The sequence below is a fragment of the Salinicola halophyticus genome, from assembly GCF_003206695.1.
Lineage (GTDB): Bacteria > Pseudomonadota > Gammaproteobacteria > Pseudomonadales > Halomonadaceae > Salinicola > Salinicola halophyticus.
Map to the genome: position 1 here is coordinate 705,478 of NZ_PZJN01000006.1, position 12,239 is coordinate 717,716.

At 63.7% G+C, this 12,239-nt stretch carries 12 protein-coding genes; 1 reads left to right on the forward strand and 11 read right to left on the reverse strand.

From position 1 onward, the window contains the following. Positions 1–51: 51 nt before the first annotated feature. From DOM58_RS10970 to DOM58_RS11010, 9 genes are all read right to left on the reverse strand, one after another. Positions 52–819, reverse strand: coding sequence for a FadR/GntR family transcriptional regulator (locus DOM58_RS10970; RefSeq protein ID WP_110692850.1), 768 nt, complete (start codon positions 817–819; stop codon positions 52–54). 161 nt (positions 820–980) lie between these two features. Further along, positions 981–2,264 (reverse strand): TRAP transporter large permease, encoded by a 1,284-nt coding sequence (locus DOM58_RS10975; RefSeq protein WP_110692851.1) that lies wholly within the window; start codon positions 2,262–2,264, stop codon positions 981–983. 5 nt (positions 2,265–2,269) lie between these two features. Further along, the gene (locus DOM58_RS10980) at positions 2,270–2,806 is read right to left on the reverse strand and encodes a TRAP transporter small permease (protein WP_110692852.1); all 537 of its coding nucleotides are present in this window, start codon (positions 2,804–2,806) and stop codon (positions 2,270–2,272) included. A gap of 67 nt (positions 2,807–2,873) precedes the next feature. Continuing rightward, on the reverse strand, positions 2,874–3,869 hold the full coding sequence (locus DOM58_RS10985) for a C4-dicarboxylate TRAP transporter substrate-binding protein (RefSeq protein ID WP_110692853.1): 996 nt from the start codon (positions 3,867–3,869) through the stop codon (positions 2,874–2,876). A gap of 47 nt (positions 3,870–3,916) precedes the next feature. Further along, positions 3,917–5,047, reverse strand: coding sequence for a mannitol dehydrogenase family protein (locus tag DOM58_RS10990; RefSeq protein ID WP_110692854.1), 1,131 nt, complete (start codon positions 5,045–5,047; stop codon positions 3,917–3,919). Next, positions 5,044–6,702 carry a UxaA family hydrolase gene (locus DOM58_RS10995; RefSeq protein WP_110692855.1) on the reverse strand — a complete coding sequence of 553 codons (1,659 nt, stop codon included), beginning with the start codon at positions 6,700–6,702 and terminating at the stop codon, positions 5,044–5,046. The genes DOM58_RS10990 and DOM58_RS10995 overlap by 4 nt, the downstream gene beginning before the upstream one ends. Continuing rightward, complete coding sequence (locus DOM58_RS11000) at positions 6,699–7,754, reverse strand: zinc-binding alcohol dehydrogenase family protein (RefSeq protein ID WP_110692856.1); 1,056 nt, start codon at positions 7,752–7,754, stop codon at positions 6,699–6,701. Before DOM58_RS11000 ends, DOM58_RS10995 begins: the two co-directional genes overlap by 4 nt. Before the next feature lie 112 nt (positions 7,755–7,866). Beyond that, positions 7,867–8,709, reverse strand: coding sequence for a fumarylacetoacetate hydrolase family protein (locus DOM58_RS11005; RefSeq protein WP_110692857.1), 843 nt, complete (start codon positions 8,707–8,709; stop codon positions 7,867–7,869). A gap of 121 nt (positions 8,710–8,830) precedes the next feature. Next, positions 8,831–9,571 carry an SDR family oxidoreductase gene (locus DOM58_RS11010; protein WP_110692858.1) on the reverse strand — a complete coding sequence of 247 codons (741 nt, stop codon included), beginning with the start codon at positions 9,569–9,571 and terminating at the stop codon, positions 8,831–8,833. Positions 9,572–9,808: 237 nt separating this feature from the next. Between DOM58_RS11010 and DOM58_RS11015 the strand changes: the two genes are divergently transcribed. Next, a complete protein-coding gene (locus tag DOM58_RS11015) occupies positions 9,809–10,564 on the forward strand; it encodes a FadR/GntR family transcriptional regulator (RefSeq protein ID WP_075563638.1) in 756 nt (251 codons plus the stop codon). A gap of 27 nt (positions 10,565–10,591) precedes the next feature. Here DOM58_RS11015 and DOM58_RS11020 read toward each other — a convergent pair whose 3' ends face one another. Both DOM58_RS11020 and argE read right to left on the reverse strand, forming a co-directional pair. Continuing rightward, the gene (locus tag DOM58_RS11020; protein WP_110692859.1) at positions 10,592–10,984 is read right to left on the reverse strand and encodes a gamma-glutamylcyclotransferase family protein; all 393 of its coding nucleotides are present in this window, start codon (positions 10,982–10,984) and stop codon (positions 10,592–10,594) included. Positions 10,985–11,029: 45 nt separating this feature from the next. Continuing rightward, positions 11,030–12,190 carry an acetylornithine deacetylase gene (gene argE, locus DOM58_RS11025; protein ID WP_110692860.1) on the reverse strand — a complete coding sequence of 387 codons (1,161 nt, stop codon included), beginning with the start codon at positions 12,188–12,190 and terminating at the stop codon, positions 11,030–11,032. Positions 12,191–12,239 lie beyond the last annotated feature (49 nt).

A 12,239-nucleotide genomic window follows, 5' to 3' on the forward strand; every position in this document is an offset into this window, starting at 1 on the left:
TCGCGGGTGAGGCGTGCGAGTTCCACGGCGTACAGGATTTGGGCGATGGGTTCAGCGGGCGAGCGCCGCCGGCACCTCGCCCAGCAAGGTTTCCGGCATCTCCATCCCCAGTGCGTCGGCGGTGCCTTCCAGCACGGCTACCGACGCGAAGAAGGCGTCTCGAGGCCGCCGGGTGCGAATGCACTCCATCAAGTGGCGATGGCGTTCCAGGCTCTGCTCGGGATCGCTGGCGCTGACATTGGATGTCTGCACCAGCAGATGAATCGAGGGACGCAGAATATGCGACAGCTGGGTCCAGACGATATTGTGCGTCGCCTTGAAGATGGCGACATGGAACGCGACGTCATGGTCGCTTTGCAGTCGCCCCCGGTTGGCCGACGCCGGATTGTGGAAATCGTGGCCCATGCCTTCGAAAGCTTCTTCTATCGCCACCAGGTCCCGCGCCGTGGCGCGCTTGGCCGCCGTCATCGCCACATAGGGTTCGACGTCGAGCCGGAAGGTCAGGATCTCGCGCTGGATACCGGGGTTAGGCGTGGCGAACTGAACCATCCACTCGGTCACCTGCGGATCGAGAATATTCCATTTGGAGTAGGCACGGACCCGCGAGCCGTAGCCGGAGATACGCTCGATGATGCCGGCATCCACCAGCCGACGTAGATCGCTGCGCACCGCCGAACGGTTGAGCGCGAACTGTTCGCACAGATCGATCTCCTTGGGCACGAAATCGCCGGGCTGGTAGAGCCCGGCGAAGATCTCCTTGGCCAGCGCTTCAGCAACGCTGGGGCGTTGAGGGGAACGGGATGTTGGCGCGTCCTTCACGAAAATCGGTTCTCGGCAGTCGAAGTCGGTTGAGCCGTATGGTCAACATTGGCTGTCTCAACTCCATCTTACCCATCCCCTCACGCGCTTTGCGAACGGCAAAGGTCGACATACGCCCATGGTCGTACGCGAACGACTTCATTCGAGGCACCGCGTCGGGGTCAGAACACCCAGTTGGGCAGCGTCAGCGACACCGCGGGTACGAACGTCACGACCAGCAGCAGGGCGACCAGCAGCAGCCAGTAGGGCACGATCGCGCGAATGAAGGCGCCTATCGAAACACCGGTGATACTGCAGGTCGTGAACATCACCGTTCCCAGTGGCGGTGTGATCGTGCCGATCGAAGCGTTGAGGATAAACACGATGCCGAAGTGCACCGGATCGATGCCGAACTGGGCCGCCACGGGTGCCAGCAGCGGCGACAGCACGATCAGGATCGCGTTGCCCTCCAGAAACATGCCCAGGATCAGCAGCAGCGCGTTGGCGATCAGCAGAAACGCCACGGCGCTGCCGACGCTCGACGACAGCATCAGCGCGATCTGCTGGGGAATCTGCTCCCAGGTCAACACGCGCGCGAAGCCCGAGGCGACCGCGATGATGAACAGCACGTTGACCGAGGCCATCAGCGATTCCTGGGTTGCCACGGCGATACTGCCCAGCCCCATCTGCCGATACACGAATAGCCCGACGATCAGAGCGTAAAGCACTGCCATCGCGCCCGCTTCGGTCGGCGTGAAGACACCGACGCGGATGCCGCCGATCACCACCACGGGCAGCAGCAGGGCGATGATCCCGGCACGGGTGACGCTGATCCATTCGTGGCGCGATACGCGTTCGCGACGCGGCTTCTGATAGCCAAGACGGCGGCACTGGATCGAGACCAGCACCATCATCGCGACCGCCATCAGCACGCCGGGCACCACACCGGCGAGAAACAGCCGGCCGATGGAGACATTGTTGACGTAGCCGTAGACGATCAGCGCGATCCCCGGCGGAATGGTCGAGGTGATCAGCGACGACGAGGCCGTGATTGCACTCGAAAACGCCTTGGGATAGCCGGCGGCCGTCATGCTCGGTACCAGTAGCTTGGCGTTCATGGCCGCGTCGGCGATGTTGGAGCCGGAAAGACCGCCCATGAAGGTGCTCAGCAACACGTTGGCCTGGGCCAGGCCGCCATGCATGCGACGAGTCATCAGCTCGGCCAGCGTCAGCAGGCGCTCGGTGATGCCGGAGTGGTTCATGAACACCCCGGCCATGATGAAGAACGGAATCGCCAGCAGCGAAATCGACTCGAGCCCGCCGGCAAGGCGCTGGATCAGCGTCACCATCGGCTGGTCGGCGCCGATCAGAAAATAGGCCAGGCTCGACGCGAACAGGGCGAAGGCCACCGGCGTACCCAGGCAGAACAGAACGAAGAGCGCGACGAGCGCGATTCCAACGGCCATTGTTATCACTCCTTGGTGGCGGCGGTCTCGGGAATCGCTGCCGGGGACGCCATGTTTTGGTCACTGGTAACCAGCCGATCATTGGTGATCAGGCGTACCAGCCCGTGGTAGAGCATCATGGCGGCACTGATCGGGATGGCGACGTGAATCCAGTAGTAGGGAATCTGCAGCATCGGCGTGCTGCGGAAACGCGAGAACGGTAGTAGTTCCAGCCCCCAGAACAGCATCGCGGCGGCGCACAGCATGACGATGCCGACGTTGAAAATGCGGGTGTTCCAGCGCGCGACGGGTGCCGGCAATCGCTCGTTGAGCAGGCCGATCAGCACGTGTTCGTTACGCCGAACCAGCGCGCTTGCGCCGAGGAACGTCGCCCACACCATTAGCAGCTGCAGGATCTCCTCGCTCCAGGCCAGCGGCGACGAGAACAGGTAGCGCATGAAGACATTGGCGATGGCCACCACGAACAGCCCGAACAGCGCCAGGCTGGCGACGACCTCATCGAGCCGCATCACGCGGTCGATCGCCCTGAAAAGCGTTTGCATGGTCAACTCCATGGCGCCCCCGCTCGGCGTGGAGCGGGGGCGCTGTCATGCGAGGTTGGAGGCTCGATCAGCCGTTGATGATGTCGCTGACCTCTTGATAAAGCCCCTCGCTCCACTGCGGGAACTCCGCCGGGATCTCCTTCTGGGCGCGTTCGCGGAACGGGGCGGTGTCGACCTCGTGAACCTGAACGCCGGCATCCTTCAACTGCTGCAGCGACTTGTCGGTCTCTTTCTCGACCAGGCCACGCAGGTTCTTGGCCATCTCCTGGCCGGTCTCGGTGAGGATCTGCTGATCTTCCGGACTCAGTTGCTGCCAGAACGCTTGACCGGTGACGAACGGCGCGACGGTATGCATGTGCGCGGTCAGGTTGAGGTTCTTGACGACTTCGTAGAACTTGCCGCCATAAAGAACCGGCAGCGGATTCTCGACGCCGTCCACCAGCCCTTGGGCCAGCGCCGGATAGACATCGCCCAGTGACATTGGGGTCGGCACCGCGCCCATCGCCTTGATGGCGGCGACGTACATCGGCGAGTTCTGCACCCGAATCTTGACCCCGGCTAGATCTTCCGGCGTCGAGACCGCTTCCCGCGAGAGCAGATGACGGACGCCGTAGACGCTGTTGGGAATCACGATGTGGTAGCCGGATTCCTCGACTTTTTTCTCCTGGTCGGCGAACCAGTCGGAGTCGAACACCTTGAGCTTGCTGTCGAAATCGTCGGCCAGGTAGGGCGCATCGAGTACGGCGAGATCCGGCACCGAGCTCATGAAGTTGGAGTAGGCGGTGATGGTGATCAACGGCGAGCCGAACCGGGCCTGCTCCATCACCTCGGTCTCGCCACCGAGCTGGCTGGCGGGGAAGGCCTTCAGAGTCAGCTCACCGTCGCTGGCTTTCTCGACGCTTTTCGCCCACGCCTTGACCGCGACGTCGACCGGCTCGCCGGGCTGATTGCCATAGGCAACGCGAATCTCGGTGGCTGCCTGGGCCATGCCCGTCAGCGCAAGGGTGCTCAGACCCGCCAGGGTAAGCGAGGCGGTCAAGCGGAAGAATCGTTGGGTGATCATTGGCGTGCTCCGGATGTTGTCGTCTTGGATGCTTCGTGTTGTCGCCATCAGCTCAACGCCTCGTCGAGCCTGGGTGTGGCGCGCCCTTGAAGGCGTGCTTTATCCACCACCGGTTGCAGGCGTCGCTGTCGCTTGGCGGTGTGATTCTGGGCAATATCGCTGAGGCGATGATCGAGAAAAGGGTTGGCGAAGCGCTCCAGCGTCACGCCCAGATAGTCCTGCAGTCGGGCCATCGATATCTCGGCAGAGAGTGTTGGCAGGACTTCGTCTTCGAGCACGGCATGCAGTGGGTCGATCAGCGCGGCGTTCTCCATTGCCTCACGCACGAACTCGACCGGCTGGCCGGCGCGCTGCCATCGATCGACCAGATAGGTGTGGGCGAGATTGAGAATCTGCAGTTTGCACATCGCCTGCGGGCCCAGGTCATCGACTATCTCGACATCCGGGTGGACGCAGGGGATTGCCATGCCCGGCTGGCGCTGGATGGCCCATAGCGCATAGGGTTCGGCGATCGCGCCGAGCGGCTCGAGCGGGGCCGAGACGATGCGGTCGACCAGCGTGTCGGCCCACACGCATCGGTTGTCCAGCCAGTCGAGAAACGCCGCGTTATCGGCCATCGCCTCACCGTCGCGGCGGGCCATGGTCGTCACCAGCGATTTAAGCTTCAGGGCGTTCTGCTCGATCAGCTCGCAGGGCAGGATCGTCAGGCCGTCGTTGCCGGCCTCGAAGCGTGCGCGCAGCAGTTGCGTCACTTTGCCGGGAAAGCTCGTCGGCACTGGCGCGAGACTCGAGTCGTCGCCAGTCTCGTAGCCGTTGTCGGCGGTATTGGAAACGATGATGCGGGCGTGCTCGACCACGTGGCGCTTGAGCGCGTCCCACTGTTCGGCGGCAATCAGGCAGCCGGCGATGCTGTCGACGGTCTGCTCGCGATCGACCGTCTGGCCGTCGCGCCGGCCGCGAATCCGAACGGGATAGCGGCGCTGCTCGGCCAGCAGCCGCGCCTTGCGCTTGCCCTCTTCGCGAGTCGAACTCTGGACCACCAGAATGCGCTCGTCGCTGTCGCCATTTGCCAGCGATTCGGACACCAGCGCATCGACATGGGCGAGCAGAAAACGTCCGGTGCCGAACTGGACGATCCCGGCATCGCGGAAGTCGTTCGTGGGCTTCGAGAGACTCATAACGACACCCCGCGCTTCCACGGAATGAAGTCGTGCTGGGAGAGGCGCTGGGCGTGTGACCGGTGACGTCCTGAGGCGACCTCGATGCACAGCGCCAGCAGTTCCTCGGCCAGCTCGTCGATGCTGCGCTCGCCGCGCACGATGGGACCGGCATCGAAATCGATGATGTCGCGCATGCGCGTGGCCAGTTCGCTGTTGCTGGCGATCTTGAGCACCGGCGTCACCGGGTTGCCGGTGGGCGTGCCGAGCCCGGTGGTGAAGACGATCAGATTGGCGCCGGAGCCGGCCAGGGCGGTGGTCGATTCCACATCGTTGCCCGGGGTGCAGAGCAGGCTCAGGCCGGGGCGACGATGCGGCTCGGTGTAGTCGAGCACGTCGACCACCGGGCCATCGCCGCCTTTCTTGGCCGCGCCGGCGGATTTCATCGCGTCGGTGATCAGGCCATCGCGAATGTTGCCGGGCGAGGGATTCATGGAGAAATCGGCCCCCACGGCGGCGGCGTGGCGCTGGTAAGCCTGCATCAGATCGCGGAAGCGTCCGGCGACATCTGCGTCGGTACAGCGGGCGACCAGCTCGTGCTCGACTCCGCAGAGCTCCGGGAACTCAGCGAGAATGCCGCTACCGCCCAGCGCGACCAGGCGATCGACCACGCCGCCCACCAGCGGATTGGCGGAGATGCCGGAGAAACCGTCGGAGCCTCCGCACTCGACGCCGAGGGTGAGCTTGGCCAGCGGTGCCGGTTGACGCGGGATTCGGTCGGCGGCCGCCAGACCGTCGAAGATCGACTGCAGCGCATTGCGAATCAGCGCCTCCTCGCTCGGTGAAGACTGCTGGTCGAAATAGTCCACCGTTCGCAGCTGCTGCGGGTCGCGCGCGGCCACCGCCGCCTTGAGCATCTGAATCTGCGCCTTCTGGCAGCCAAGGCTCAGCACCGTCGCACCGGCCACGTTGGAGTGACAGATGTAGCCGGCGAGCAGCTGGCACAGTGCCTCGGCATCGTCGTCGGTGCCGCCGCAGCCCAGGGTGTGGGTCAGAAAGCGCACGCCGTCGACGTTGGGGAAGCGTGTTGGCGCGGCGGCGGCGAGCGGATCGCTCGCGTCGCGCTGCTCAGTATCTCCGAGACCGTCCAGCATCTGCCGCGCCATGCGCTTGTAGTCACGATAAGGGTCATCGCCCAGCGCATCGGCGACGCACTGGCGCAGCACCTCGATATTGCGGTTTTCGCAGAACACCAGCGGAATCACCAGCCAGAGGTTGGCGGTGCCGACGCTGCCGTCGGGTCGATGGAAGCCGTCGAACGTGGTGCCCTGGAAGCGGGTCACGTCCGGCGGTGTCCAGGGCTTGCTGCCGGGCTGGACGTCGTCGCTTTCGGTAGCATGGGCGACATTGTCGACGCTGATGACGCCGCCGACGGGAATGGCGCGTGTCGCCTTGCCGACGGTGACGCCGTACATGGTGACGATCTCCCCCGGCGACAGCGCCTCGAGCGTGAACTTGTGCTTGTGGCGAACGTTGTCGGCCAACGCGATCTCGCGATCGTCGACGACCACCTGGCGACCGGCGGGCAGGTCGGTCAGCGCCACCGCCACGTTGTCGTGCGGGTGGATGCGCAGGGTGATGCGAGCCGGGCTATCGGTGCCGATGGTGGCGCTCATGACTGGCCCTCCAGCGCGTCGGCGTGTTTCGTGCTTTCGAGCGTCACCATCGCCTTGACCACGTCGCTGCCGGGCGCGCACCACTGCGGCATCAACGCTGGCAGATCCTCGAGCCGACCCCGGTGGGTGATCAGCGGCTCGGTGAGAATGTCGCCACTGGCCATCAGCCGGGTGACGGTCTCGAAATCTTCCCGCGTGGCGTTGCGGCTGCCCAGCAGCGTCAGCTCCTTCTTGTGGAAATCCGGATCGCTGAAGGTGATGTCGGCCTTGACCACGCTGACCAGCACGTAGCGGCCGCCGTGGCCGGCGAAATCGAAGCCGCGGTTCATCGCACTGGGATTGCCGGTGGCATCGAATACCACATCGGCCAGGGCGCCGTCGTTGATCGCCTCGATCTCGGCCACCACATCGTCTTCGACGGCATGCCAGACGGCATCGGCGCCGAGTTCGTCACGACACAGCGCCAGCCGATCACGATTGGTATCGATCATCGCCACCCGCGCGCCGCGGCTCTTGGCCACCTGCAGCACGCCGATACCGATCGGCCCGGCACCCACCACCACGACCAGCTCATTCTTCTCGACCTGACCGCGACGGACGGCATGCGCGCCGATGGCCTGACATTCGACCAGCGCCAAAGCTTCCGCCGACAGACCCGGCACCGGCATGAGATGCGAAGCCGGCACGTTGAGCCACTCCGCCATGCCGCCGTCGCGATGGACGCCGATCACCTCCAACTTCTGACAGCAGTTGGTACGACCCTGACGGCACGCCCGGCATTCGCCGCAGTGCAGATAGGGAATGACGTAGACCGACTGGCCGACAAGGCCGGGATCGACATCCTCGGCAGTGGCCGCCACCTCGCCGCTTAGCTCATGACCCAGCACGCGCGGGTAGACGAAGTAGGGCTGATTACCGCCGAAGGCGTGAATGTCGGTACCGCAGATACCGATGCGGCGGATCGCCACCAGCGCCTCACCGGGCGCGCAATCGGGCACCGGCCGGTCGATGACGGCCATCTCGTTCGGTTTCGAACAGACGACGACTTGCATGAAAGCGCTCCAGTATGGCGATATCGAAAATTGACTATAGGCCCAATGGTCAGGCCAATTATGTTGTACCACCCCCTTCCGACACGGTCGGCAGCGGGTGGCGTCCTGCGTGTCAGCTCTCGACGCAGCGCTGCTGCTGTTCGCCGAGCCCTTCGATTCCCAGACGCATGGTCTGACCCGGCTTGAGGAAGACTTTCGGGTTCTGGCCCATACCGACGCCCGGCGGGGTGCCGGTGGAGATCACGTCGCCGGGCTGCAGGCTCATGAAGCGGCTGAGATAGGCGACCAGGTGCGGGACCTGGAACACCATGGTCTGGGTCGAGCCGTTCTGATAGCGCTTGCCGTCGACCTCGAGCCACATGTCCAGATTCTGCGGATCGTCGATCTCATCGCGGGTGACAAACCACGGGCCGAGCGGGCCGAAAGTGTCGCAGCCCTTGCCCTTGTCCCAGGTGCCGGAACGTTCGAGCTGATACTCGCGCTCGGAAACATCGTTGACGACGCAAAAGCCGGCGACGTGGCTCATGGCGTCGGCTTCTTCGATGTAGCGGCCGCCCTTGCCGATGACCACGCCGAGTTCCACTTCCCAGTCGGTCTTCTGGGAGCCGCGGGGGATCTCGACGTCGTCGTTGGGGCCGCAGATGGCGCTGGTCCACTTGTTGAAGATCACCGGCTCGGCGGGCACTTCGGCGCCGGTTTCCGCGGCGTGATCGGAATAATTGAGCCCGATGCAGATGAACTTGCCGACGCGGCCGACGCAGGGGCCGAGGCGCGCCCCTGCTGCCACTTCAGGAAGACTGTCGATGTCGATCGTGGTCAACTGGGCCAGGCCCGCATCGGAGAGCACGTCGCCAGCGATATCGTCGATCTTGCCGGACAGATCGCGGACGGTGCCATTGGCATCGACGATACCGGGCTTTTCCTGACCCTTGGGGCCGTGGCGTAGCAGTTTCATGCGTTTTCCTTTTCTGTATGCATTAGCGAATAGACTCTAGTTGGGAGCTACGAGCTACGAGCTACGAGCTACGAGCTACGAGCTACGAGCTACGAGCTAGGAACTACGAGAACTCAAGAGATCAATTGGACCAGCCCCCATCGATCATCTGCACCGTGCCGGTAATGAACGAGGCTTCGTCGCTGGCCAGATGTGTCGCCAACGCGGCAATCTCCTCGACCTTGCCCAGCCGACCCATGGGCTGACGGGCGATGAATTCGGCAAAGACTTCATCCGTGGTGCGGCCCTGCTGGCGCGCCTGCTCGGCGACGCGCTCGCGCAGGGAGGGGGAGTCGACCGTGCCCGGGCAAATCGCGTTACAGCGAATACCCCGGGTCATGTAATCGGCGGCGACGGATTTTGTCAGCCCGACCACGGCCGCCTTGGTGGTGCCGTAGGCGAAGCGATTGACCACGCCCTTGGCGCTGGAAGCGAGCGACGCCATGTTGATGATGCTGCCGCCGCCGTTGTCCAGCATCGCCGGCAGCGCCGCGCGAATGGTGTAGAACATCGAGTCGACGTTGAGCCGTTGGGCGAAGGCCCATTGGTCATCGTCGCACTCAAGGATCGAACCGCTCGGCACCGTGCCAGCGCAGTTGAACAGGATGTCCAGCGGCGGCAGCGACTCGATCAGCGTGCGCACGGCCTCGGCATCGGTGACATCGAGGGCGTGGCACTGAGCGTCTTCCAGCCCCTCGAGCTTGGCCGCATCGATATCGGTGGCAATGACTCGAGCCCCCTCGGCCAAGAATCGCTCGACGGTGGCACGGCCGATGCCCTGACCGGCGGCGGTGATCAAAGCGGTTTTGTTGGCGAGTCGCATGACCGATGGCTCCTGAAAGCGGTTTTGATCTGCACTTTTCTGCTTCTGGGCTTTTTGCTTCTCAGCACAGGTTTGGTTCTAATGTCTAAAGGCCTGACCTTTGATCCAAGTATTATCCTTTGTGGAAACGGCTCGCAAATCGCCAAACGTCTAATAGCCCCGGCCAGGCCGGTGAAAACGTTCGAATTTGCGACCAATGTCTAACTCGTCCTGCTCATGAAACCGGGAGATCGATGGATGCCGATCCAGACTATTCGCGCGCAGCGGCTCTATCGACAGATTGCCGATCAGCTATTGGTATTGATTCAACAGGGTGAGTTCCCGCCCGGCAGCCTGCTACCGCCGGAACGGGATCTGGCCCAGCAGCTTGGCGTCAGCCGGGCATCGGTGCGCGAGGCGCTGATCGCGCTGGAGGTAGTGGGGCAGGTCGAGGTTCGCGTCGGCCATGGCGTGCTGGTGCTGGAGCGTTCGGGCGAGGTCGAGTCGTCAGTGATGAGTGCGGCACGGCGCCTGGAGGGGTGGGCGCTGGACCCGGAGTTCGCCAGCGAGATCGAGCTGGATCTGGATCAGGAAATCCCGCCGTTCTCACTGCTGCAGGCGAGACGCTATCTGGAACCCGAAACCGCGGCGCTGGCGGCGATCAACGCCAGCGAGGACGATCTCGCGGCGATGCGTGCCGCCTACGCGCGCAACGTCGAGGACAACCGCCACGGCGGTCGCAACCAGGCGGGCGACCGGTTGCTGCATATTCGGATTGCCGAGGCTTCGGGCAATGCCGCTTATGCCATGACCATCAAGCATCTGCTCGGTCACCAGTACGGCAAGATGTTTCGTCGTCTGCAGGAGCTGTTCATGGAGACCGACATGCCGCGTCAGTCACAGAACGATCATCAACGTATTCTCGACGCGATCGAAAATCGCGATCCCGACGCGGCAAGACAAGCGATGGAAGTTCACATGGACCACGTGCTGAAAGTGTTCTTCGATGCGTGACTGCTGGTGGCGGGAAAAACCCGGGATCTACGCCACCATAGGCCAGCCGCCCTGGCGGATTACCGGGCAGCCCGCGACGTCGCGATTGTACAAGTAGAGCCAGGCGGGGCCGAACGCGGTGTCGTGAACGGCGCGATCGTAGTCGCCGGATTTCGGGCGGCGTACTCGATAGTCTTCCAGCCGGTCCAGTCCCTTCAGGCAGACCGCGTCGACGCGGAAGACTTCGATCTCGATGCCCCGTGACGGTTCGGCCTTGGCGCCTGGATAAGGGCCGATATCGTAGAGCGTCGCGGTGGTGATGACATCGCTACCGACGAACTCGGCGCCATCGAGCCAGTGATGATTGCGCAAGCCGCGCTTCAAGGTCCCGTAGACGGCAACCAGTGCGGTGCGGCGAACGGCGAGGGCGGGCGTGAGCATGAATCAGGGTCTCCGTTGGTCGATGAAAACGAGAGGCGGCAGCACTTATCTCGACAGCCGTTCGCCCAGTCGCTGCATGAATCGGTCGCCGGCCTCGAGCTGGCTGATCTCAATGTACTCGTTCGGCTGATGGGCCTGTTCGATACTGCCAGGGCCGCAGACGAGGGTCGGCAGGCCGACGCGCTGGAACTGGCCGCCTTCGGTCGCGTAGGCGACGCCGCCGGTCTCTAGGTTCGGGTCACCGAGGCATTCACGACACAGTTCGACGGCTGCGGCGTTGTCCCGATCGGCCAGCGCCGGCACGGTGTCGACCATTTGCTCGGTGACGATGCGAATCTCCGGCGCGCGCTGCTGGAGTTCGGCCTCGAGTGCTCTGGCGTAGCGCTCGAAACGCGCGAAGACGACGTCGAAGCCGTCGCTGGGCAGATGACGGATCTCCCAGTCGAACTGGCAGTGGCGCGCCATGATATTGATCGCGGTGCCGCCTTCGATCAGACCCACGTGCAGGCTCGAATGCTGGACGTTGAAGACGGATTCCAGGGCACCTTCGTCGACCAGTTCCTGCATGATCGCTTCGATCTGAGTCACCAGTCTCGCGGCGACGTGGATCGCCGATACGCCCTGGTTGATCTGGCTCGAATGCGACTCCTTGCCGGTCACCGTGGTGCGCATCGTGGTGATCCCTTTCTGCGCTACCACCGGCTGCATCGAGGTTGGCTCGCCGATGATGACCGCGCCGGGCAGCGGCTCGTCCGCCATCAGCCGTTCGATCATCGAAGGCGCGCCGAGGCAGCCGATCTCCTCGTCGAACGAGAACGCCAGATAGATTGGCCGCTTCAGATCCAGCGCCTGCCAGGCGGGTACTTGCGCCAGGGCACAGGCGAGGAACCCCTTCATGTCGCAGCTGCCGCGACCATACAGACGACCGTCGCCCTTGTCCGTGAGGGTGAACGGATCGCTGCTCCAGGGCTGGCCGTCCACCGGGACCACGTCGGTATGACCGGAAAGCACCACACCGCCTTCGACCGCCGGCCCGATGCGGGCCAATAGATTCGCTTTGCTGCCATCGGCGTTGCTGATGCGCTGTGACGCGACTTGGTGAGACGCGAGGTAGCGCTCGACGAAGTCGATCAGCTCGAGGTTCGAATGGCGGGAGACGGTATCGAAGCCGATCAGGCTCGTCAGCAGGTCGCGGGAAGTCGTCATCACTGGCTCCGATCCACCAACGTGGACCACTTTTGGGTGGGTGTGCCGA